Raw genomic sequence first — 22,092 nt, forward strand, 5'->3', positions numbered from 1 at the left:
AAACATTGCGAGAAACATTACTAAAAACATTGCGAGAAACATTACTAAAAACATTGCGAGAAACATTACTAAAAACATTGCGAGAAACATTACTAAAAACATTACTAAAAACCTTACTGAAAACATTACTAGAAACATAGTAAAGAAGGCTTTACACAACTAAATAATTGCTCATTAAACAAATAAAACGTTAAACTGGAAAAAATTCATTATTGAGTAAAGAGTATGGGCGAAGCTAAACGTAGAAGAGAGGCGGGATTAGGATTCGATCCAAATCAAAAGCTAATAACTGGTTGCTACATGGCTCCGGCGATGATAAGCGATCGACACACAGTTTACTTAGGAATCAGAAGAAAGGCTGATTTAGTAAGCAGCAAACCGTTGTCTGTCCATACAAACATAACAGATGCTTGGAAAGTTCTGACAAGCTGTAAAGAAATCTTGAAGAATTGCTCTTTTTCTATGAACCAATCAGATGAAGAGGTTTTTAAGTTATTCAAGGAAATGCTTCTGTCTACCTATGGAAACCAAAGTGAGGAAGGCGATCGATATCAAGTATCGGGCAACATAGATGCTTTCAATTCCTGGATGAACGAAGGCAACTACCGAGATAAAAATAATCCACCGCCGGGAGTGACAATTACCCCTTTAACATCGGTAGTTAGGAAACGTTACAGAGTTTTTAGTAGTCCAATTAGAAAGGAATCACCCAAATTCTATGGAAATCCCGAAGATAACTCGGTATTTCATGTAGGTGAAAGTTTTGACCGCCCCATTGCCGGAACCAAAAATGAACTGTTTATCTGGCAAACTTATGTAATTGCAGGATTCTTCGCTGATTACCTGAATCTTCATGATAAAGATTCCCTGAGCGCTGAGGAAGCCCAAAGACTAACTCACGAAGTACAGGATTTGATGAATCAGGAGCGATCGCCGAGAGTCGCCATTGAACGAGCGCATTCTAGATGATAAGGAAGGTGGCGGGGTGGCGGTGGCCACCGCCTATCCCGCAAATAATTTATTGACTGCGTTTGCAGACTTTGCCATCTCGGAAACCGAGTCCATGTCCGGGACATACCCTCTGGCAGCCGTCAGGGTCTAAGAGACTTGGAAAAGTTTTGTAGCCCTGGTGTGGGCAAATGTCGTTGACCAGGGTGTGGTCTTTGTAAGCTTCCTCCAAAGCAGAGATGAAACTGTAGGAGGAATCCAGAAATCGCATCTCTCGAACACAAACCATCTTTTTTAGGAACGGTTCGCTAATTACGTCCTCGGCACGTTGAATATAAGATGGCCAATCAGCAGAAGTTTCGTATATCGAATCATTGAATACTTCTTTAACCAATTTGTCAGACCAAAAGCGATAGTCATAGTGAAGATGTAGGTCAGGAAAACCAATAATTTTTGCATCCGAATGTGGCTCATAAGGCAGTATCGGCAAAGCTGTAAAGATTTGATAACTGCGACTTACAGAGGTGTACATTCTACTTGTGACACAAAGAACTGATGCCACTTGTCCGACCGCTACTTCCTCAAGTTGAGTTTTCATATTATTCAAGGGTGCTGTTTGGAATAGCTGGAAAGCAGCCAGCATTTAACTACTTTCCCAATTGCAAAAAATTACACCGTTCCTAATTCAATGCGTTCCAAATAGTCCGATAAGTTATCAAAGGGCTGAAGGTCGGCAACGGAAATTTCTACAGTATCACCGTGGAGGTCGGCAGCCGGGAGAAAGCCCAAAAGTTTGACTTTATCCAATGGGTCAGGTAATTGGACAAAGATATAGGCAATGCGATCGTCTTGGACTTGGACAGAAATAGCGCTGGGAGCATCCCGGTTTTGCAAAAGCCTCAAATGGCTAAGAGGTCGTTGAGGTAGGCACAACGAAGTTTGAGCATTTGATTGACATTTTTTTTCAACCATTGAGCGCCAGAAATTTTCAACCTTCTATCTATTTGTTTGACCGTCGATTCCACCGCTCCCGAGCCGATGGAACAAATCTTGTCTTGTGATAATTGCTCATAGTTAACAATTCGAGAGCGATGCTTTTCTAGATACTTACAAAAGTTTTGGGCGGTTTTTTTGCGACCATACTTAAATAAATCTAGAGTGGACTCCACCCGGCATTGCCACAAAAATTCCTTGGCTTGGGCTAGACGTTTCAACGACCCTCCCACTTTATATAGATTTTCAATTAAATGATACCAATCTAAAATTTCGCGTCGGGTTTTACCAGGATTCAACTGGCTAATAATGTTCCATATTCCCTCATGTCCATCACCCAGACAAGTTAATATATCGGCTAAAGGCTGATGGTTTATATAGTTAATTAACGCTTCATTATCTTGATAAAAAGCTCCATAATAACTTTCATGTAACCGCACGGCCTTATAATCTTGCCAATGAGACCCTTCTCCCAACTTCCCTCTCAGACGGACTTTCCCTCCATCTATGCTAGTTTCCTCAACCTCCAAGAAGGCTATCGGTTCTGACCATTCTTGTTTTTCTACCAATCGATGTAAACAAGTGTGTCCCATCTTTACTCCTGTCTGAACTTCCATTTCTTGGGCAGCCTTGGAGTAGGAAATATTAGCGATTTGACGGAGACAGCATTTTTCAAATAATGGAGATAATCGGGTGGATTTCTTGACCTCTAATTTTTCTGCCTGTTTTTCAGTAATTATTAGTTCACCAATACAGCTTTTTACTGTCCGGGGTCGTCCTTGTTCTGTTCCCGTTGCCTGTTTGATAAAAAAAAACCTATTTGGGGACCTACATGAACCAGCCATTGCTGCCTGAGATGCTTTTCGATATTTTCCAAACTTGTCAGTTCACTGGGGGGTGTATTGTTATAAAAAATTTTAGCAATTTCTGACGTACAGCTTTCCAATCGCTCTAGTTCTTCAGGGGTCATGGCTCTTTCTCTCTACTCTTTTTTAACGTTTCTTTGGATTTTACTCATTTTATGCTGATTTGGGGATATTTACAAAACCGGGATGCTCCCAATAGCGCTTTCTTCTTCACAAATTCGACAGCATTGAATCTTTCCGATTCCGGGCAACATCAAGTCAGCAAGGTCCAAAACTGCTTCAATTGCCAGAGTCCAGTCATCATGCTTATCTAGAATGGTTTCAAATTCCATCCATCCTAAAAAATGATTCACTGCCCACACTGTCATTGTATTGTAGAAAAGTTTTAGACCATTTTCTAGGTTCGCTTGTTCTGAGGCATAAGCTAAAGCTAAGTTGTAAACTTTGGCATCGATCGGAAATTCCATCAAATTATCTTTCATTTGTGTGATTGAGAAATCACACTCTCAAAGCGAAGCATTATTCAATTACTAAATCTTCAAAGGACGATTTGATTAGTTTTGATAAATCCTGTTCAAAACAAGGGAGCAAACTGTGATAAATGCCTTGGCTCAACAATCTTGATTCAATATTATCAGGAAACTTATTTCTAGGTACTTCCTTCTGATAAGCTACGCAAATATCATAATACGTTTGGCAGTAATAAACAAAGTTCAAGATTGTTTCTCTTCTTAGCTTTTCGGCTGATAGAATTTGTACTAAGTAGTTCATTGAATCACTTAAAGTTTTTCTATTGCCTTTAGCCCATTCCCAATCTTGAACTTGAGAAAACCTAATATAGCTATAGCCTCCGCCGAAATACCATTTCCTTTTGCCATACAATGTGTTTATGTAAGCAAGAAGTTTTTCACAAGCCAATCGCAAAGTATCTATTTTGCTGTCAGAGTATAACTGCCCACGTCCAACAAGATACCATCCTAAATCATCAGTGACTAGGGTATCGTTTAACATTGAGGAAACGCAAGTTTTGCCAGCCTTTTTTACTGCTGGGTCGATCGACTTATCTTTCAAAAACTGAACCATCAAATCAAAACCAACCTCACCATATTTACAGGCTTCACACAAACCACCAATTTGGGATAATCGGTGATTGGATGCTAAGCGATTCTTGACACCGAATAGACCTCCGAGCACCGCAGCGCCTTCGGGAACTAAGACTTGACTGCCGAGTACCGCGTCATATTCTGTGGGGTATGTGGCATCTACCATTGCTATTACCTGATTAAATGTGATGTGGGGCGCAACTCCCACGTAAATGCGTTGAAATTGATGCTAATTACTGACTATCGATGCGCTACGCGCCTCGCCCGTGCTACGATAGTTCAGTCATAGTTTTTAAGAATTTGAGGGATTAAGGCTGTCAATTGGGAGGAAGTTATCAAGAAAAATTTTTCATTTGTATCAAGCCCTAGAATCAGAAGTAAACCTCGCAATTCTTGCCCCTTTTTCGTGACAAAATTTACTTCACCCTCGGCACCAGCGTTGCTTAAAATGACCAAACTTTTATCAAGAAACTGATGTCCTGTAATTTCTAAGAAGGCTTTCTCTTCCACTTCTATGTCCAACCCCAAAAGTCTTTGGATATCAGGTAAAACTGGGTTTTTGGAGAATTTTACTTCCAAACCTTGGTCTGAAACTAAAACGTAATAGAGCATAGGTGTGTCGATCGTATATTTTACTCTGGGTCTACCATTGACGGTTTCCGTGGGGACTGACTTAATGGAAACCTGACCATTTTGTAAAGCCAAAATAATTTGATTAACGTACTCGGCGGATAAGTCTAATTGAGCACCTATGTCTTCTGGGTAAAGGGGTTCTGAGTTTTTAAGCAGATTGTAGACACTTCTCGCAGTGTACAGCCCTGACCACGGTAATTCATCCTCCCCAGCAATTACCCTGGCATATTGAATTATTCTTTGGTAAAGATTCTTATCCATTTTTTTGTGTTGTTCCTTTGATAGATGCTAAGAAAGTTGCCATCACGCCCCAGAATGAGGGGCATGATTTTGTTAGGGCTAACGTAAATTTGCTTGATAGAGTTTGGTTTCTCGTTTCACAAGCTCTACCTGCTGCTGAGTCAACAGACAGAAATCTGCAATTTGCGGATCGCTCGCCACAACGAGAACTTGTCCCTGAAGAATCACGCGCTTTGGAGTAAGCATAGTTGGCTGATGAGCCTTTAGCAAGAATTCGTCATCACACAAAACCGCGAGTGACAGGTCAGAATAACAGTGGTACACCGCCTCAAAGAACGCTTCTTCCCCTGGAATTCCTACAAGCTTTTGAATTTCTGGGATTTGTGGCAGTTCAGTTGCTGCTACTTCTTCAATTCCTGTTGAGTTAATTAAAACGTAAAATCGTGTCATGCTGGCTCCAGTTAACGGTGGCAATTACAGAAAATCAATCAATATCTCACAGCGAAGCACTAAAATCGTGTTCTGGCTTTGGTGGTTTTTGGTGCAGTTTGAGTTCTTTTTTCACCATTTTTACTTGTTCAAGATTTAGCAAGCACAAATCTAAGAGTGAGTTGTTAGTTCCAACAATAACTACTTGACCGAAAATCACGTCTCCGTTTTTAGTTACACAAGTCGGTTTCAGCGCTTTCGGTTCCACGTCATCATCACAAATTATGACAATCTTGGGGTCAGAAAAGTTAGAAGAATCTAGCACTTCAAAAGTGGCTGGCTCTCCTTCAATGCCAACCAAATCTTGAATTTCTTCTGTTGTCAACATTTCGCGAGTGGTGTAGACATCTATTTCTTGTTCGTTCGTAACCAAAATGTAGTAAGGCATGAGAGGGAACTGGGAGCGACCCAGTTATTCGCTATTTATTGATTTGTCGCCATCTTAGGGATAGGTTCACACAAAGCTTTGGCTGCCTCAAGGTGCTCAGGGGGAACATAGAAGCTAAACTTGTCTTGATACACGTAAAACTCTAGTTGATGAGAAATTTTGCCAATGGCAGCAACAACCGCCTGATGCTGATTGGATGGAAAATCAGCTACTCTTTGAAGTCCTGAAATATTGGTGTCAGATGAAGGCATTCGTTAGGACTGGGAACGACCCAATTATTACGCTAATAAGGTTGTGGGCTACCAAATAAATTACCAGATTATTGGCAAATTCGATCGCATTTTGAATCAATTCAGCTTTTTGTCTAGCAAATTCTGTATGGGATAACTTTGCTAAACGATAAACTTGCTCTTTTGACCATCGGCTTTCTGCGTCATAGCCTGGATCTCCAATAACCACCGAGATTTCAATTGTGGTATTTTTGGATCATTTCGTGATTTGAAGGTAGTAATCATTCCAGCCGTCATCAATGAGAAGTTGAAAACGCTCTCTTAGATATGGGATTGATTTACCTTCTTTGGTTTTCCAAGAACCCTGTTCTGAGGATATATTTAGTTCTAATTCGCTCATTTTTTATGCTAAAAACTCACAAGTTCAGAGCGAAGCATTCTGTATTTTAACTGGGAGCGACCCAGTTATTACGCTATTATTTGTTGGATTTGTTGGCAAATTCGATCGACATACAGAAAGTTCTAGCTGCTTCAAGATGTTCCTCTAAAACATACACTCTAAAAGCACCTTTTCTCCAAAGCTGTTTCGGATCATAAGGATGAAACTCTATCAGGTATTGAAACTCGCTATTTTTCAGTGCGGTTTCGATTAATTCACGCTGATGTGCGAAAAAGTCACTCACAATAATAAAGCCGTTTTCAGCAATCTCTGGCAATTCATTAGATTCTGATTCTGTCGTTGTGCAGTCGTTATGAACGGTTGTCATGATGGTAAATATGAGAGAACAAATCAACATCTCAAAGCGAAGCACTAACGGAGAGACTTAACCCTAGTAATTCCATTGAAAAACTAGGAAAAGTCTTCAATTGCTATTAGTCAAGTGAAAGACAGTCTTTGTTCACATCATTCCAATAGACATTAAGAACAGAAACCTCAAAAGAATTAGGTTTTAGGCAAATTAGCTTCAGCACCCCAGGAATCCCAGTTCGATCGCTGTTGCCTTGCAAATAACTCAATCCTCGACGGTTGCGACAATTGCCCCAATTCCTCACAATTCTCTAGTTTTTCTGCCAGTTGATTTGCGATCGTCCAAAACTCTTCCGGCTTCTGAGAATGTTTGCGTCTCCGCGCTCTAATGATATTCGGGATGTTGGTTAGACCGTGGGTACTAAAACTCCCTGGTTCGCCTTTGGTAGCTACCAAAAAGTGTTCAGTACAATTCCTCCCGTAGTGACCCATTCCGATGTGAGGTCGGCCATCCTTCGTGACCTTCTCCCATGTGAAGGTCGATCGATGAGTAAATCCCCAGTTTTCTAAGCAGCGGAACCCTAGCGCTTGATGGTTATTTGTCACCCACAGCAGCAGATAAGAGTTATCGCTGGCGATCGCACTAATTGGCATATTGAGAATTTCCTCCTCGGTCATAGATGGATAACTGCAACGGCCCCGGTGAGTTTTGTCTGTTTCCCGAAGTGAATAGACCCAAGGAGGATCTATTACGATAAGCCGATAATCCTTGCAGGGAATCGGGGGCAGATTCGGTAGCAGATGGAGTGCGATCGATAGTTTCAGTTGTCCTACCGCATCATCAGCTTTGTAAGTAGTCTTCATGCTAATTTCTCCTTTTTTCTGCTAATCGTTGTTCGGTTTCCTGTTTATTGATGACTAAGCCCTGGAAGAGTATGTTTTGTGCTTGCTTAATCTTCAAAGGGTCTAACTGACGAACTTTATAAAGCAAATAGTTCAGGATATTGATTGAGCTTTGTCCATCTAATTTGGTCACATTTTGAACGAGTTGAGCAGCAATTGAGAAATATCCAAGTTCATAATCTGTGGCTCCCGCGAGAACTTTAATCGCAAATTGTTCCAAACTCCAGTTATTCGATCGAGCCGTCTCAAAGATTTTATCAACCTCTATTTGGATTCTTGCAGCTTCGTCTATTACTTCTTCCGTGTGATGCCCCATGATTTTCACTCCTTTTTTTGGACTTCTGAAGTCTTGATACTTCGTAGTGTACAGCCGTATATTTCGACATAAACGTAAGTCATGATTTGACCTTCAGTAATCGAATCTTCAACTGTTTTTCGATTGAACAAGAAATACATTCCCACCAAGTTAAAATCATTGGCGGTTCCTGCAAGACTTCGGCTGTCAGATTTTTTTCATCAATGACTTCTAAGACGACAATGTGTTTCATGGTGTTAATTATTTGAGAGGAAAACAATCAATATGAACTGTTTTCCTCAACCTTAAAAGCGAAGCATTAACTTAAGTTAAATGAGTTTTTGATACTTAACTAAGCCGTCAGCAATAACGGTTATAACTGCTTGGAGTGTGTCTAAATCTCCCAAAATAGTAGCAGCGACCATTTCATCAATATGGGGTTTTCCTGGCAAACCTGTAACGTTTTCTAGCAAGAAAGTGGAGAAGGCTACATAGTTAACATCCTGTGAAACCGTATTGTTCCAAACTTCGTAGCTTGCGGGCGCGTAGGCATCGCAAAGTCTCTGATACTCAAACCTTGTTCATTGGCACTGTGCACAATTTGATTGAATTTATCTTTCATTTCTTCACTGATTTGTTGAGACATTTTGTTTCCTTCCGCTACGTTCATCAATTCCTTGTGGCGAAGCCCTCACCGATTAATCTTTGTCTGACAAATCAATCGAATCATAACCCAACTGTTGCACCAATTTTAGTGCTAACCTGCCAGGTTCTGTCTCGTATTTACTTTGGGTTGTTCGGGTCGTAATTAACAAGGTATCTGCTGCACGATCGAGACATTTTATAATGTCAATAAAATCGTCTATTTCTAGGACTACATTGCTGCCTTCTTGGTTAGTTGTGTAATTCCAAATCATGATTTTTCTTCAATTAAAGTTTCTGCAAAAGTTGCCCGTTGTGCGCCATCAATATCAAGCTCTTTCATTTGACCTGAGCGCATCAATACCAGTCGTAGAGCTAGATTATTGTTTCGTAGTTGGTGATAAATCCAACCCACACATTCAAGCAATTTCTCATCTGTGGAATAGTGACAAGCCATTGCCATATTTGGATTTGTTAATTGATAGATAGCCTCTGAAACATCACTTTTTGGATTAGCGATCGTCCCTTTCATAGCTTCATGATTTCCCGGTTATAGCCAGGAATTTTGCTCAATATTCTGTCTACTTTCCACGGGCAATTAGCGCATTGTTTGGTTTGTGTGAGTTCCATGATTAGTATTTGACTGAAATAATACGATCAAATTCATCTCTGACAATTTTGGGACTTTGGTTAAAACTCATCCCACAGTTTCGGCATTGAAAGTGTTTAAGATAGCCTAACTGACCAAGAAACATGAGTTGACCGCTACAGATTTTGCACTTCAAATTGGCCATTTTTGTTGTCCTCTTTGAGGGTGTTGTTGATAATTAAACCTTGATTAATTAAATCGACTGCCCACTGTACGCTCGAAGCATCTTTTTCCAAAGTTTTGTTAGCTAGAAATCGTAGAAATTGCAGCAATTCATCTCCCAGAAAATTTGTGCTGTGGTGAATCATGCGACAAGCAATTGCCACATAAGGTTTTTTCTCTAACATTGCATTCACCCAAATTTCTGTTGCAAAGTCAACATTTTTGACCTTATTACTGATTGCTTCAGCAAAAATTGTGTTAACTTCTGCCTGCAATTCTGCCAGTTGTTTATGCTTTTCTTGGAGTGTGAGTTCGGGAATTGGTTCGTTGGTAGTCATTCGATTTGGTCCTAATATTGGCTAAATGATGTAGTGCAAAAGTGTGTCCAGTCTCCAGAGTAGGAAGACTGGACAGGGTTTCAAGGCTTAATTTTCGCTTGGCAATAGAAGAACTCTATCTCGTAAGAAAAGCTTCATTTCAGGCAAAGGAAACTCGGTATAAGGTATCTGCTGAATAATCGCAGGTTTAGTTTCGGGAGTTGGCGTATCTTCCCAACAAGTCAAAACAGCATCATTAGGCGATTTAGGCTTGATAAATTCATGTTTATCGCCAACATGAAGGAACCAAAGTTGAAACTCACTTAAACTACGAACTTTCCTCAGTCTGTGTTGATAGGAGACGATCGCATCAATCAACCAGTAAGCTTCAGCATTTTCAGCCAAGTATTTGACTCCATCGGTGTACAGAAGTCCAAGGAAATGCTTGTAATATTGCTCACTTCCATTAAAGTGTTGCAAATTCTTCGACAGTGTTTCAGCATCCATCTTTACTTTTGACATGATCTGACTCACAAACTCAAAACATCACTTCCTTACAGCGAAGCATTACACGACTATTTCAATTTTCTGAACCTTTATTTTCAAATGCTTCAGCTAATTTGTCATCAATGGCAAAAGCAATAATTCCGATCGCACCTGCTATAGCTGCTTCGTTTCCTGCTTTAGAAGCTTCGAGAAAAGTTTGAATCTCATCTTTGTTGGTAAATAGTTCGGTGGCTATTGCTAAAGCATTTGTGTTGCCAGTGACGGCGCTTGTCCAAATCATTGAGGCAAATGCCCAACTATTCATTACTTCTTTTTGACCTTCATCGGTATCGATCGTTTCCACGCTTGACAAAGGATGAACAAAATGGGGTTCCATATTCTGCCTCAATTTATGTGACCAATTCCTCAACTTTAAACTCTCGCATTAAACTGTCCAAGTAGGACGTTTATCATTCTTGTCCCACTCTTCAAGAATTTTCCGAGTCCGTTCTAATGCTATTTCTTCAGATTGGAATTCTAGACAGAAATCAGGTGAGTAATAGCCTGCGTAATTTTGCAACCACAAAAGACCGTTAGTGCTTCCACATCTGCCATAACTCCACCATCCAATAGCACGTTTATTTCTCAGAATCAATTTTCTGAGAAGATATCCGTCTCTTCTAACATTAGGGTTAGCAAATACTTTGCCTAGTTCAATTTCTTCCATCTGATTTTTGAGAGTAAATGACTTGTTTCATAAATCAGAATCAAAAAGCGAAGCATTTAACCTTTCGGCTAGGCGGTTCCTGCCCTTCGACCCTTCGGCTACGCTCAGGGCGACGCTTCGCTTTTTAATAACAATTAATTTTCGTCAACCTCAAGAGGGGAGAGATGAGAGTAGAAAGTCGCAGGTGTTTCAGTCCGATCGGCAATGCTGGCGGATTTAGCACCCGATCGAATGGCCCAAGTTTTCAAATCATCAATTTGCGCCTCGGCTATTTGTGCCAGAGGGACGCAGCCGGCGATCGAAACGAGTAAGTCTCGCTGGGTGAACTCAACCCCGACGCTGAAACTACACTGCATCGCGTCGTAGACCACTTGCTCAATCTCAGCGCCAGAAAAATTTTTCGATTGCTCTGCCAGTAGCTTCAAATCGAAATCGCCTTGGTTGACTCGATCGGGCCGGACGCGGGTGAGGTGAACTTGAAAAATTGCCTCCCGCTCTGTGAGGTTCGGCAGGTCAACCCAGAAAATTTCATCAATCCGCCCCTTACGAATTAGCTCGGCGGGTAAAACTTCCGCTCTGTTCGCGGTCATCACCACGAACACTGGCGCGGTCTTTTCTTGCATCCAAGTAAGTATCGTTCCAAATACTCGCTGGGAAGTGCCGGAATCACCATCCATGCCAGACGTGATGTTGGCGAACGCTTTGTCTATTTCGTCCAAGAATAATATACATGGTGCGATCGCCTCGACGAGCTTAATTACCTGTCGGATGCGGTTCTCACTTTCACCGACCATGCTGCCGAACACGCGACCGACATCGAGGCGCAGCAGGGGGAGTTTCCATTCAGTGGCAATCGTCTTGGCAAGTAGCGATTTACCAGTCCCTTGAATGCCAGCGAGTAAGACACCTTTGGGGTTTGGCAAACCATATTCGCGGGCTTTGTCAGTGAAGGAGCGCGATCGAGATTTGACCCATTGTTTGAGAATTTCGAGTCCGCCGACTACTTCCAGACCTGATTCAAGCGGGATAAATTCTAGGATGCCCGTCTCGCGGATGGTTTGGCGTTTCTCCTCGATGACCGCAGCTAGGGCGGTACTATCAACTTTGCCTCGTTTACCACGTACCAAACATTTGGCAAGGACACGAGATATCCGGCACCGGGTCAGCCCCTGGCAAGCTTTGATAAACTGCTGCCGTTGTTCCGCACTTAATTTGAGATCCGGGGGTGCCACCAATCGAGTGAGCAAGTTCGATATCTCCTCGATGCCTGGTAAGGAGATATCTACCACCGTCGTTTCTTGAGACAGTTCTTGGGGAATTCGGAGTTGGTCGGAGAGGATGACGAGACAGCGGCGGTCGCGGGCAATTTGAAATGCCAGATTTTTCAGTTCGCGGACGATCGCTAGTTGGTTCATAGCTATCTGACCATTGGCACCGGGGGCTATTAAACTCCCTAAATCCTTCATGACAAATACAGTGACTTGCTCCATTGGCGGCGCTTTACTGATGCGCTCCAGTGCTTGCATCGGGTTTCCCTTGCCTGTGCCTGAGTCATTCCACCCCCTGGCGAAATCCCAGAAATAGATTTGTCCCTCAACGGCTTTGATCACATCGCACAAAATTTCTTCTGCTGGTTCTTCTTCCGGGCTCACCATCCACAGCAAAGGAAATCGCGCCAATAACATTAGCTGAATTTCTTTTTTTTGATCTATCATGTCTTTAATCCAATTATCAATTGCTAATTACTCTCTACCCAGCAATCGAGCTTTTGAGTCACAAATTTTGCTACAAGTTTTGAGCTACCCACTCAAAACTTAGTAGCTCTCTAACAGTACCCATTCTCCCTTCTAAGCTCAGTAACAGTAACAGCAACTGTTACTGAACTTTTTGTTTCTGTTTGTTTCTGTTTTGTTTCTGTTTCTCTTACTGTTACTCATCTAGGCACAGTAACTTTTTGCCTTTTGTTTCTGGAAACAGGTTCAAATGACTTAGCTGAAGGTTCAACAGATTCAACAGACTCAACTGGTTCTGAACTAGAGTCAGAGATAGCAGGGTCAGGGTCAGAGTCAGAGTTAGCGGGTTTTAAAAGAGGGTCAACAAAGTTTGAAATCGTTTCAGGGAGTAGTTCGTGGAGTATTTGAGGAAGTAATTCAGCTTGAGATTCAGAGGGAAATTCAGATTGAGCGACTTGAGTTTCAGCGAGACGTGCTTTCAAATCTTCAATTTCTTTAAGAGCATCCGACAAATCAGCATGGAGTGTTTCGTTTTCCACCATAAGCTGAGCATCAGTGACTAGCTCATCATCTGAATCATCTAAAACTCGATCGACTTGTAAAGCGCCACTAACTTTCTGTTGACTTTGCAGGTTAGTGATTGTTGTTGAAGCTTCTCTTAGCTGAGTTCTCACTTGTTCTAGTTGAGATTCAAGAACTTGTTTCTCACCAACTTGTGCTTGGAGAGTTTGAATTTGAGCATGAAGGCTAGAAACTTCACGTTCCCGTGCTTCGATTTGACCGTTGAGTTTAGAGATTTCAGAGATTCGATCGCGGGCTGCCGTTTCAAATTCAGCAACTTCAGCCAACCGTTGTTCGGAAACTGTAAGTTTTGCTTGTAATTCGCTGCGATCGGCTTGTAGGGAATCCAACCGATGACGAAATTCTTCAGAATCTGCCAATTGTTGCTTGTTCAGATTCATGTACGCTTCCCTCAGTTCATCGCGTTGGCGTTCGTACTCCCCTTTGTAAAAATTCAACTCGTACTGATTTTGAGGATAATCCTTGAGTTGTTGCCGAAGAATTTCGTTCTCCTGAGCGAGAGATTTCATTCGATCGCCTGAAATAACGGTATCTGCTTTTTGGTAAGCGAGACGGTAAATGGCAAATCCCATTTGCTTCATGACTGCCAGGATTTCTTCAGGCACTTCCGATTCATCAAGCAATCCGTCATCTACGGCTTCCAGCAACGCACTTGCTAAATCTTTTTCAGATTTTCCTTGCTTGAGGAGTGACAGATTATCTGATCGCCATTCCTTGACCAGTTTGCATACGGCGTCCGTACTGCCTCCAAAACCGTAGATTTCTTTGAGGGCTGCATTCACTGACCGGACTGCAATCCCTACACGATTTTTTTGAAGTGCAGCACAGGCAAAATCCACCATTTCTCGGTTAATTCCTGTGTATCCTGGGTTCGGCTTCTTGTGATTATCTAAGTCAAAACCCGATAAGTCAAGGCTGGTAAACGTTGTCGGTAATTTTGCCATTGCTACTCATTGGTAAATAGTGCTGGTAACTTACTTACCAATATACACCATTTACCAATAGTGGTAAATACATTTATTAAAAAGTCATAAGGGAAATAGAAGAATTCAGGAGGCAATCCGCTCGGCAATAACCTGGAGTACAACAGCAAGCTCCTCCTTTGAAATAGTACGAACTTGCTGTACGAGTTCTTGCAATGGGGTGGGTTTGCGCTTCCCCGCAAGGAGTAGCTTCAATTCTTCAAGAGTTTCACCTCTGAATTTAGCGACACGTTCCAAATTTTCCAGGTCGGGAACCCCTTCTAGCTTCTCCCAAGATATTAGGGTCGGATGAGTTACGCCCAACAGGCGACCAAATGCTCGGTATGGCCGATTTGCACGCATTTCATAGATCAGCTCAGCAAATTTTTTCCTGGCGCGATCATCCATCATATATCGCTGAGGTTCTCTCTGGCTGTCGCTTTCAGAGTTTTCCGAATCATTTTGAGAAGGATTGGGAGGATGTTGCACATGGAGGGAAGACTCACTTTCCACATCTGGATAGTCGCCCTCCGAAAAACGAAATTTGATATGAGATGGGGTATCCATTTGGTAAATAAGGTATTATTGTGGTAAATACGCATGGTAAGAGAGTTACCAAGCATCCTATTCGCAGGTACAAGGCACAGAGCACAGGGAAAGGTAAGCAAACTCAAGCTAGTAATAGCTTAAGACATAGAGACATTGAGTTAATCACATTCTGAGCTGTTCGGAACCTTAGTTTGCTTTGAGCTGTTCTGGATTCTCAATCACCACACCCTTAAATGCTTTGCGGTCTTAGCCTGTCCTGACATTGAAACAGGTACTACGTCCGCCTTACTTTAGCGTAACAACTTAGCCGTACATTAGCAAAGCTCCATCATTCTTCTTCGAGCTTGGCATATTTTACTTGCAATGCACGGGCAACCATAACACGCAGTCAGGAAATTTTCAGCGTGGACAGCTACCAATCTCTTACTCACTATTTCTTTTATATGATGACAGAATCACTAAGCTCAACAGTGCTAACTGTGTTAGCGGATACCAACAATTTGCCAGAGAAAGTCAAAAAAACTAAGCGCACTTTATTAATTTCTGAAGAAATTGACCACAAAGTTCGTGTTTTTGCAGCGCACAAAAGAATTAGTGTCGGTTCTTTAGTTGAAGCTGCTCTAGTTCTTTACTTTTCTCAGAATCTCTCTCAACAAAATACTGAAATGTAATAGAGCAGAGGTTCTGATGACAATAAACGGATGGTGCCGCACCAATTACCACAAAGATGGTAAACGTCGTTTTGCGAAGTTGACTGGCGGTTTGTGCTGTGAATGTATAGCCGATCGACTTGCTCAATCAACTACTGAATCCCTTAATGAATCAGTCGCTGAACCTAAAAACACGCCAAAAAAAACTGCACAACAGAAGAAGGACACAGCCGATCGAAGGAAAATTACTTGTCTTCAACAACAAATTGTTGATATGGAGGTAGAACGCAACCATCTAACTGCCGAAATAGACCGTTTGCAATTTAAATTGCAGACTCTTATCAACTCCTTGAATCAATCTGGAGTTGAAAAATCAGGAATAAAATCAGGAGTAGCAAAGACGTGAGTAATAAAATCGTGATCGATCGTGAATTAGCAGAAAAACATCTCAATTACCTGGGATATCAGCCAGGGGAAGCTTTTCTGAGATTTTTCTATTATTCCACAGACGATCGTAAGAAAAAAGATAAAGGGCGCAAACTCTCTGGCTTAGACTGGCAACAAATTGAACAATATCAAACAGATGATCGCGGTGTCTATGTAGTCGTCAACGGCGCTGGCGGCACTGGTCACACCGATGCTGATATCACCCGTTGTTGCGGTATTTTCTGCGAATGGGACGATATACCGCTGGCTGAACAATTTGAAAAATGGAGTGCTGTAAACTTTGTAGAGCCGACGTTCACCATATTTAGCGGTGATAAGTCGATGCAGCCGTATTGGCTGTTTGAGGAGCCTATTACACCGGAACAGTGGCGCGAACTGCAAGTGCTTCTCATCGAGATCATGGAAGCTGATGAAAGTAATAAAAATCCCAGTAGGGTGTTTCGCCTAGCAGGGGGTTGGCACGTCAAACCCGATCGCCAACCAGTCAAGTCAGAAATTGTCAGTGAATCAGGTATTCGATACAATTACAATGATTTGCGGGAACGTCTCATTAGATTATTCCGGGAACTTGAGCAAAGAAGAAAGGAGGAGCGAAATCAGCAAAACTTACTCGACTTATTAGTCAATTCTTCTAGACCGATAAGTATTGAAAATACCGCTAACGGTACAGGAAGTCCGAGTACGTCAACAGCAACACTTATAAAGCCGACAGAAACTCTCCCCGCGCCAGGAACCAAAAAGATAAAATTTAAGGATCTTAAGGTTCCGGTGCCGATCGCCATACCCTTGGATTCCGCTTTGGGCAAGGCTAAGGTTTATTTGAATGGCGTCGAAACTCGAAGAAATACATCAATGGCAATGCTCGCCAGAGATTTACTTGGAGTTCAGACAGAGTTCCAGCGACTTGGACAACTTACAGATGATGATGCTTATACATTGTTTCTGGATGCTTGTCGCCGTTGTTCACCCGGTGGTGGATGGGATGAGGATGAATGGCAGCAGGTGTGGGATTCGGCTCTTAAATCCAACCCCATATCTTCTATCAAACACTATATTCCTGATGGAGTAGAAAGCTGCATCAAAGGCGTATACTGGCGCTTTCTCAAAGCTCAGCAACCCTTTGATTTAGGTTTCTCACCGGAATCTGATTCTACTTCTCTTCCTAATTCTGTTCCTGATTCTGTTGCTGATTCTGTTCCTGCTTCTGTTGCTGAGTTAGAAAATCAAAAGTCATCGGGTTTCAATATTTTCAATTCTGATGACAAGATGATTCAGGATTACAAAAAGTTGAATAGACATTTTGGGAAGCGGATCAGGCTAAACACACTCAGCAAACGAATCGAAATAGATGGGAAACCAGTATCTCTCGATCGAGTCCGTCTTCAACTCGCAATCAGACACGGAGTATTGGCTCGATCGAGTAGAGAAGATGTCCAAGACATTCTCACAGAAATAGCCGTGGAAAATCAATATTCACCTATTCAAGAGTATCTAAATTCTCTGCCAGTGGCTTCAGATACTTCGATTTTAGATAGTCTCGCTGCAAAATACTTTGGTGTTAACGATCCAATTTATGAAATGTTCGTCCGCAAAACATTAATTGGCGCTGTCAAGCGGACTTTTGAGCCAGGCTGCAAAATAGACACAGTTCTGATTTTGCAAGGGAAGCAGGGCTATAGAAAGTCCACTTTTTTTAAGATACTTGCGGGAGACAAATACTTTGACGATTCTCTGGGGACTGTCTCTGATAAAGATGAAAGACTCAAATTGCACCAAGCTTGGTTTGTTGAATGGGCAGAACTAGAAAGTATTTTCAGACGGCGCGATGTCAGCGCAACCAAAGCTTTTTTATCCACCGGGACAGACAAAATTCGACCGCCATATTGCCGAGATATTGAAGACTTCAACCGACCCAGCATCATTGTCGCAACCACCAACAAGCAAGAATTTCTCGCTGATGAAACAGGCAACCGGCGATTCTGGGTAATCCCAGTCCAACACCGGATCGATACCAAACGGTTAAAGAGAGAACGAGATGATATTTGGGCTGCTGCGATGCTGGCTTACCAATCTGGTGAAGAACCTTGCCTCGATTATGAAGATGAAGAGACTGCCGAGTACGTTGCTCAAGAGTTTCAGTCATCAGATCCCTGGGAAGATGTCATCGAAAATTTTATCGAGCACCGGGGATATGTTCAGCTTAGCGATCTGCTCACTCATCTCCAAGTTGACCTGAGCAGACAAGAGCGATCGCACCAAATGCGCTGTACCGCTATCCTCAAGAAATTTGGCTGGGAGCGAGAGTTCCGATCGATATCCAATAAACGAGTTCGAGTTTGGTGCAAAACTGAACCCATTCCCGAACCCGTTCCCGAACCCGTTCCCGAACCCGTCGCTGTTGGTGAAAATGAGGTTGATTCAATCCCTGTTGAGGCTGCTGATCAACCTCAAGTTTTGAAAATCGACGAAAAAAACGAGGTCGATCGTAAGGTTGATCACCCTGCTACGTCTGGGTTTGATCAACCTGATCAACCTGATCATCCTGTTTCTCAAACTTTACTAATTTCTGAGCAGACCGTTTATCCAACCTCCGAGCCAACCTCCGAGCTAACCTCCGAGCTAACCTCTGAACCAACTTCCAACTCGAGCGGTAATTCGATTTCCGATCCGAGCGCTGAGTTGAAAAATGAGGCGACGGCAGCAGAAGATTTGCAAAGTTTGGGTGAAAAGGTTGATCAGGTTGATCGGGTCGATCAAAACCTTACAGAGCAAGGCTTTGATTCCGATCGACCTACCGAAAATGAGGTTGATCTTTCAAAAAATGAGGTTGATCAGCAAACTCAGCAACAAATAGAAGAAGCTGGCCTACTCGAATATATTCGGACAGTGCTCGAAGCCGGCGACCCGGAATTAGCCAGAAATATCCAGAGTGTTTTGAAGGAAGTTTGCGGAGCAGGTGCAGCCGATCGCCAAAAGGTCTGGGCAAGCCTGACCGAAGCTGAAAAAGCCACCTTCACTGCCTTACTCGCAGCCCCTGAACCCGAAACCCCCGAAACCCCCGAAACCCCCGAACCCCCTGAAACCATAGACGAACCAACCACACCAACATCTGAACCTGTAGAGGAACCTGTAGAGGAATCCATACCGGTCACGCCAGCCGAAACTATAAGTGAAGCGACAGCAACATCAAATTCTGCGCCCACACCAACCACACCTGAACCCGTAGCCAACCAATTAATTAGTGAAGAAGATGCAGAGAAACTGCGAGATATAGCTCTGATTTGGTGGAATGAATACCATCCCGAACGGATGCAAGCTCTGCTAACACAAATGTACGGTTGGCAGACACCAGGGACTAAGTACGACGTGGCTGTGATAGTTCAGTGGCTGGAGGGGGAAAGTGCGGAGACTCGCGATCGAATCAATCAATTGATAACCCTCAAAAATAACAATTCTTCAACCGATTCTCTATTCACGGATTCTCTAACAGACAAGGAAAAAACCCAGGAAGCAGACGATTAAAACAGTAGAGATTATGACCACTGAAAGAACAGGAAATGATGAAGATCAATCGAATAAGCTTTCAACTGAACTTACGGTTGAACAGCAATTTAAACTCAAAGTTTATTCGGATGAGACTCAATCACTTTCGGCTGAAGAAGCGCAGATATTGCTCATTGAAATGGTTCGGAGAAACATGATTAAGGATAATGTTATTAAACATTTAATTAATCATCATGGCGGCGAAGTTCACCATTTCTAAATAGGTTGTTAAGGGCTTTAAGAGAGGTTTTGACACGCCTAGGGCGACCATATTCGGTCATAGTATAAGGAGCGTAATCAGGTACAGACAACAAAGTAAAATTTTAGAAGGCATTCACTGGGAACCCTATCCTGGTGGAAAAGTTTTCTATAACTCTGTATTGCAAAGGTGAGGTGACTTAAATAAGAGTAGGGATTGCAGAAATTCTTGCCGTCGATCGTACTTCTTTCGACGACCTCTTTCGACACTGTAAAAAATTTAGTCGGTAAAAAATTGGGTCATTTTTCGGTTCAGTTTGCCAATTTTTAGGTATGCGATCGAGAAGTAGTTGTTGCAACCGAGGAGTTAGCGGCACAATTCGATCTCTGTTTCTTTTGCAAGCTTTATTGGCAGCTTTCGGATTGCGTTCTTCTCCATACCCACTTACAGAAGAGTTAAAAGTCTCACCAACCCACAGGTGACAGAAAAGCGATGCGCTATGCGCCTCGCCCGTGCTACGCACTCGCTGGAACAGTGCCGCCATCTCAGGGCTGCGGCTTCCCCTGCTTAAGTTTTTGGGTGTCTCGGCTGACCCCCTAAACTTCTATACTACTCTCTCAGAAACACAAAAACACGTTTTGTTTCTGAAAAATACAGAAACACGTTTTTGTAACCCAAGATATTTAGCGAAACTAGAACGCTCGATTTTACGGCGTTTGTACTTGACAAAGTGGTCAAGAGGTCAGAAACAGAAATGGATTCTTGTTTCTGGGGCTTGTACTTGGCGAGGGATGGGTCAAAGTTGCCACCTCAAAGTAGTTTCACTTTACTTGTAATACTTACTGTATATAGATTTTTAGCATTTTCAATAACTGAATATATCAATTTAATCCTTTTTTTAAGAATTCTCAGAATTTTCAGATTCTTCAGATTGGACAGCTTCCCGTTGCTCAAGCCATTCGAGCACAGCCATCCTGACGATCGATGCCAGTGACTGGCTCGGCTCAATCGCCTGAGCTTTTAATCGCTCCCGCAACTGCCCCACGTCGAATGTAACACTTATCCGATCGCGACTATCCCTACTTTTTGCCATGAAATCTCATAAAATCCCATAAAATCCTTTGACTACTCAAATCAGGATAATGGAAAACTTAGAAACTTTATAAGTTTTTCTTGACGTAACACTAATTTAGTGTTACATTGGCAAAAACGCCTGGTAAACGTGCGTCAACACGTTCACCAGACTTTCCACCAATGCCGGCACACGGCACTAGGAGACAGCATTATGTTACTACAGCAACAGCATCTAGTTGTGGTTGAACGTTCGTTCAACCCCAACTGCATTGTCAGAGGTTTCGGCAAAACGGCTCAAGAAGCAGCTCGCAAAGTTTTGGAACAAGCACGGGAATATGGCTACTGGGACGCAACGAAAACTTACCCCAAAGCTAAAAGCCCTGAGCCAGCAGTCCCAAAAGGAAGCGGACGGGACGATCGATAATTTTTTTTAAATGCCTGTGAGCTACTTGAAAGACAGCCAGCTATCCCTAAATTAGCTCATACAAAGAGATGAAACGCCGAAAGACAATAACAGCGCAAGTTACAGAAGAATCGGGTAGGCGCAATTTCTGGACGCGATCGGAGTTAAGGGCAGAACTGGGCAAGATTTCCAACAAAACGAATAAGCCAATGGCAGAAGCAACTTTTAAACGAAGATTGGCGCTGCTTGAGGAAGAATGCCCAGAAATTGACCGATCGCTCTATAGTCGCAAATTCTCGGATTTTTCAAAATGGTGTCTGGTTCAGCTAGAGGAAATCTTTTTGAGCTGCGATCGAGATATCGACAAAACCCGCAATTACTTACAAAACATAGGAATCAACACAGATGAGTATTTCAAGAATCGAACTCAAAGCTCAACTTGGCCTGGGCAAAGTTAGCGACATCACCAATGTCCGTAAAGCCCTGGGTCAGAAAGATTGGCAGAACTCTCAGGTTTTAGAGGCTGATGCTCTCGAAGTGACTGAATATTACCGACTGGTACGAGAACAAATGATGTCCCCAGCAGACGCACTGTTACAAATAGCTGGCAAACGGACAGGCACCGCAGCGGAAGCTCAAAATGATGATATTGACGAGACTGCGGTTGATCATAGTGAACACCGCGACGCGGAAGAAGAAACCAATGGAATGGTACTTGCTATTCGATCGCTCACTCAAGAAGCCAGCTTAGCAATGACTGATGTTGCTGAGGCAGCATCCGAACAAATAGTTGATACTTTTTGCATTGCCCTGGGCGCAAATGTAGTGGGCAAACTTCAAGACAGAGCAACTAAAGTTCGAGCAAATTTTGGTTCAATCACTGACTCTATTCGATCGACTCCTTTAGATTTGCGTGGCGGGAGTTTACCGGGAAAAAAACAGGAATCGAAACAGATTACTGGACTTTGGGGCTAATCGAATCTTGCAGAGAACTAGCTGAAGTTTATAACGATCGCCTAGTTCTGGAGCATCAAGCTAGGCAAGCTCACAGAGAAAAACTATTCACTGCTTTAGTTATCTATGCGAGCTTGCGTTCCCCTTCCTGTTCCTGTTCCTGTTCTTGTTCCTGTT

The 22,092-nt window shown here is 42.6% G+C and carries 32 protein-coding genes; 8 read left to right on the forward strand and 24 right to left on the reverse strand.

What is annotated here, in order from left to right:
• The first annotated feature begins 462 nt into the window (after nt 1-462).
• A complete protein-coding gene (locus tag QT994_RS10000) occupies nt 463-969 on the forward strand; it encodes a hypothetical protein (protein WP_333173928.1) in 507 nt (168 codons plus the stop codon).
• 49 nt (nt 970-1,018) lie between these two features.
• Here the strand turns inward: QT994_RS10000 and QT994_RS10005 are convergent, their stop codons facing one another.
• From QT994_RS10005 to QT994_RS10115, 23 genes are all read right to left on the reverse strand, one after another.
• Nucleotides 1,019-1,591: a hypothetical protein gene (locus tag QT994_RS10005; RefSeq protein ID WP_333173930.1), complete on the reverse strand. Its 573-nt coding sequence runs from the start codon at nt 1,589-1,591 to the stop codon at nt 1,019-1,021.
• Nucleotides 1,592-1,617: 26 nt separating this feature from the next.
• A complete protein-coding gene (locus QT994_RS10010) occupies nt 1,618-1,842 on the reverse strand; it encodes a hypothetical protein (RefSeq protein ID WP_333173933.1) in 225 nt (74 codons plus the stop codon).
• 5 nt (nt 1,843-1,847) lie between these two features.
• Nucleotides 1,848-2,911 (reverse strand): ISKra4 family transposase gene (locus QT994_RS10015; RefSeq protein WP_333173935.1). Its coding sequence is split into 2 segments (ribosomal slippage): nt 1,848-2,758 and nt 2,758-2,911, totalling 1,065 coding nucleotides; the frame shifts between segments, so codons are not numbered across the junction.
• A 69-nt stretch (nt 2,912-2,980) separates the two neighbouring features.
• Nucleotides 2,981-3,289 carry a DUF1822 family protein gene (locus QT994_RS10020; protein WP_333173938.1) on the reverse strand — a complete coding sequence of 103 codons (309 nt, stop codon included), beginning with the start codon at nt 3,287-3,289 and terminating at the stop codon, nt 2,981-2,983.
• A 37-nt stretch (nt 3,290-3,326) separates the two neighbouring features.
• Nucleotides 3,327-4,076, reverse strand: a complete 750-nt coding sequence (locus tag QT994_RS10025) for a hypothetical protein (RefSeq protein WP_333173941.1) — start codon at nt 4,074-4,076, stop codon at nt 3,327-3,329.
• 113 nt (nt 4,077-4,189) lie between these two features.
• Complete coding sequence (locus QT994_RS10030) at nt 4,190-4,804, reverse strand: hypothetical protein (protein ID WP_333173943.1); 615 nt, start codon at nt 4,802-4,804, stop codon at nt 4,190-4,192.
• Between the two features lie 78 nt (nt 4,805-4,882).
• The gene (locus QT994_RS10035) at nt 4,883-5,233 is read right to left on the reverse strand and encodes a hypothetical protein (RefSeq protein ID WP_333173945.1); all 351 of its coding nucleotides are present in this window, start codon (nt 5,231-5,233) and stop codon (nt 4,883-4,885) included.
• A gap of 46 nt (nt 5,234-5,279) precedes the next feature.
• Nucleotides 5,280-5,660: a hypothetical protein gene (locus QT994_RS10040; protein ID WP_333173947.1), complete on the reverse strand. Its 381-nt coding sequence runs from the start codon at nt 5,658-5,660 to the stop codon at nt 5,280-5,282.
• A 35-nt stretch (nt 5,661-5,695) separates the two neighbouring features.
• Nucleotides 5,696-5,911, reverse strand: a complete 216-nt coding sequence (locus QT994_RS10045; protein WP_333173949.1) for a hypothetical protein — start codon at nt 5,909-5,911, stop codon at nt 5,696-5,698.
• Nucleotides 5,912-6,366: 455 nt separating this feature from the next.
• Complete coding sequence (locus QT994_RS10050; protein ID WP_333173951.1) at nt 6,367-6,657, reverse strand: hypothetical protein; 291 nt, start codon at nt 6,655-6,657, stop codon at nt 6,367-6,369.
• 176 nt (nt 6,658-6,833) lie between these two features.
• On the reverse strand, nt 6,834-7,502 hold the full coding sequence (locus QT994_RS10055) for an MT-A70 family methyltransferase (protein ID WP_333173953.1): 669 nt from the start codon (nt 7,500-7,502) through the stop codon (nt 6,834-6,836).
• Nucleotide 7,503: 1 nt separating this feature from the next.
• Nucleotides 7,504-7,866, reverse strand: a complete 363-nt coding sequence (locus tag QT994_RS10060) for a hypothetical protein (RefSeq protein ID WP_333173955.1) — start codon at nt 7,864-7,866, stop codon at nt 7,504-7,506.
• A gap of 70 nt (nt 7,867-7,936) precedes the next feature.
• Complete coding sequence (locus tag QT994_RS10065) at nt 7,937-8,089, reverse strand: hypothetical protein (RefSeq protein WP_333173957.1); 153 nt, start codon at nt 8,087-8,089, stop codon at nt 7,937-7,939.
• Between the two features lie 76 nt (nt 8,090-8,165).
• Nucleotides 8,166-8,309, reverse strand: a complete 144-nt coding sequence (locus QT994_RS10070; protein ID WP_333173959.1) for a hypothetical protein — start codon at nt 8,307-8,309, stop codon at nt 8,166-8,168.
• 225 nt (nt 8,310-8,534) lie between these two features.
• Nucleotides 8,535-8,753 (reverse strand): hypothetical protein, encoded by a 219-nt coding sequence (locus QT994_RS10075; protein ID WP_333173961.1) that lies wholly within the window; start codon nt 8,751-8,753, stop codon nt 8,535-8,537.
• The gene (locus QT994_RS10080; protein WP_333173963.1) at nt 8,750-9,010 is read right to left on the reverse strand and encodes a hypothetical protein; all 261 of its coding nucleotides are present in this window, start codon (nt 9,008-9,010) and stop codon (nt 8,750-8,752) included. Before QT994_RS10080 ends, QT994_RS10075 begins: the two co-directional genes overlap by 4 nt.
• Before the next feature lie 233 nt (nt 9,011-9,243).
• The gene (locus QT994_RS10085; RefSeq protein WP_333173965.1) at nt 9,244-9,627 is read right to left on the reverse strand and encodes a hypothetical protein; all 384 of its coding nucleotides are present in this window, start codon (nt 9,625-9,627) and stop codon (nt 9,244-9,246) included.
• 87 nt (nt 9,628-9,714) lie between these two features.
• Complete coding sequence (locus QT994_RS10090; RefSeq protein ID WP_333173968.1) at nt 9,715-10,113, reverse strand: DUF6876 family protein; 399 nt, start codon at nt 10,111-10,113, stop codon at nt 9,715-9,717.
• Nucleotides 10,114-10,186: 73 nt separating this feature from the next.
• Nucleotides 10,187-10,489: a hypothetical protein gene (locus QT994_RS10095; RefSeq protein WP_333173971.1), complete on the reverse strand. Its 303-nt coding sequence runs from the start codon at nt 10,487-10,489 to the stop codon at nt 10,187-10,189.
• Between the two features lie 48 nt (nt 10,490-10,537).
• Nucleotides 10,538-10,819, reverse strand: a complete 282-nt coding sequence (locus QT994_RS10100) for a hypothetical protein (RefSeq protein WP_333173973.1) — start codon at nt 10,817-10,819, stop codon at nt 10,538-10,540.
• A gap of 134 nt (nt 10,820-10,953) precedes the next feature.
• Entirely contained in the window at nt 10,954-12,534 is a 1,581-nt protein-coding gene (locus tag QT994_RS10105) for an AAA family ATPase (protein WP_333173975.1), read from the reverse strand.
• A 218-nt stretch (nt 12,535-12,752) separates the two neighbouring features.
• Nucleotides 12,753-14,078: a hypothetical protein gene (locus tag QT994_RS10110; RefSeq protein WP_333173978.1), complete on the reverse strand. Its 1,326-nt coding sequence runs from the start codon at nt 14,076-14,078 to the stop codon at nt 12,753-12,755.
• Between the two features lie 105 nt (nt 14,079-14,183).
• On the reverse strand, nt 14,184-14,663 hold the full coding sequence (locus tag QT994_RS10115) for a hypothetical protein (protein ID WP_333173980.1): 480 nt from the start codon (nt 14,661-14,663) through the stop codon (nt 14,184-14,186).
• 386 nt (nt 14,664-15,049) lie between these two features.
• On the opposite strand from QT994_RS10115, the gene QT994_RS10120 reads away from it, so the two are divergent.
• The 4 genes from QT994_RS10120 to QT994_RS10135 are packed head-to-tail and all read left to right on the forward strand — an operon-like array spanning nt 15,050 to nt 19,505.
• Nucleotides 15,050-15,316 carry a hypothetical protein gene (locus tag QT994_RS10120; protein ID WP_333173982.1) on the forward strand — a complete coding sequence of 89 codons (267 nt, stop codon included), beginning with the start codon at nt 15,050-15,052 and terminating at the stop codon, nt 15,314-15,316.
• A 16-nt stretch (nt 15,317-15,332) separates the two neighbouring features.
• Complete coding sequence (locus QT994_RS10125) at nt 15,333-15,701, forward strand: hypothetical protein (RefSeq protein ID WP_333173984.1); 369 nt, start codon at nt 15,333-15,335, stop codon at nt 15,699-15,701.
• Complete coding sequence (locus QT994_RS10130; protein WP_333173986.1) at nt 15,698-19,264, forward strand: virulence-associated E family protein; 3,567 nt, start codon at nt 15,698-15,700, stop codon at nt 19,262-19,264. Before QT994_RS10125 ends, QT994_RS10130 begins: the two co-directional genes overlap by 4 nt.
• Before the next feature lie 13 nt (nt 19,265-19,277).
• Nucleotides 19,278-19,505 carry an NblA/ycf18 family protein gene (locus QT994_RS10135; protein ID WP_333173989.1) on the forward strand — a complete coding sequence of 76 codons (228 nt, stop codon included), beginning with the start codon at nt 19,278-19,280 and terminating at the stop codon, nt 19,503-19,505.
• An 877-nt stretch (nt 19,506-20,382) separates the two neighbouring features.
• Here QT994_RS10135 and QT994_RS10140 read toward each other — a convergent pair.
• Nucleotides 20,383-20,577 carry a hypothetical protein gene (locus QT994_RS10140; RefSeq protein ID WP_333173991.1) on the reverse strand — a complete coding sequence of 65 codons (195 nt, stop codon included), beginning with the start codon at nt 20,575-20,577 and terminating at the stop codon, nt 20,383-20,385.
• A 192-nt stretch (nt 20,578-20,769) separates the two neighbouring features.
• Between QT994_RS10140 and QT994_RS10145 the strand changes: the two genes are divergently transcribed.
• The 3 genes from QT994_RS10145 to QT994_RS10155 all read left to right on the forward strand — a co-directional run bounded on the left by QT994_RS10145 (nt 20,770) and on the right by QT994_RS10155 (nt 21,936).
• Nucleotides 20,770-20,982 carry a hypothetical protein gene (locus QT994_RS10145; RefSeq protein ID WP_333173993.1) on the forward strand — a complete coding sequence of 71 codons (213 nt, stop codon included), beginning with the start codon at nt 20,770-20,772 and terminating at the stop codon, nt 20,980-20,982.
• Between the two features lie 68 nt (nt 20,983-21,050).
• Nucleotides 21,051-21,419 (forward strand): hypothetical protein, encoded by a 369-nt coding sequence (locus QT994_RS10150; protein ID WP_333173995.1) that lies wholly within the window; start codon nt 21,051-21,053, stop codon nt 21,417-21,419.
• A complete protein-coding gene (locus QT994_RS10155) occupies nt 21,367-21,936 on the forward strand; it encodes a hypothetical protein (protein WP_333173998.1) in 570 nt (189 codons plus the stop codon). The genes QT994_RS10150 and QT994_RS10155 overlap by 53 nt, the downstream gene beginning before the upstream one ends.
• Nucleotides 21,937-22,092 lie beyond the last annotated feature (156 nt).

Origin of the sequence: Microcoleus sp. S13_B4 (assembly GCF_036700885.1) — a bacterium.
GTDB lineage: Bacteria > Cyanobacteriota > Cyanobacteriia > Cyanobacteriales > Microcoleaceae > Microcoleus.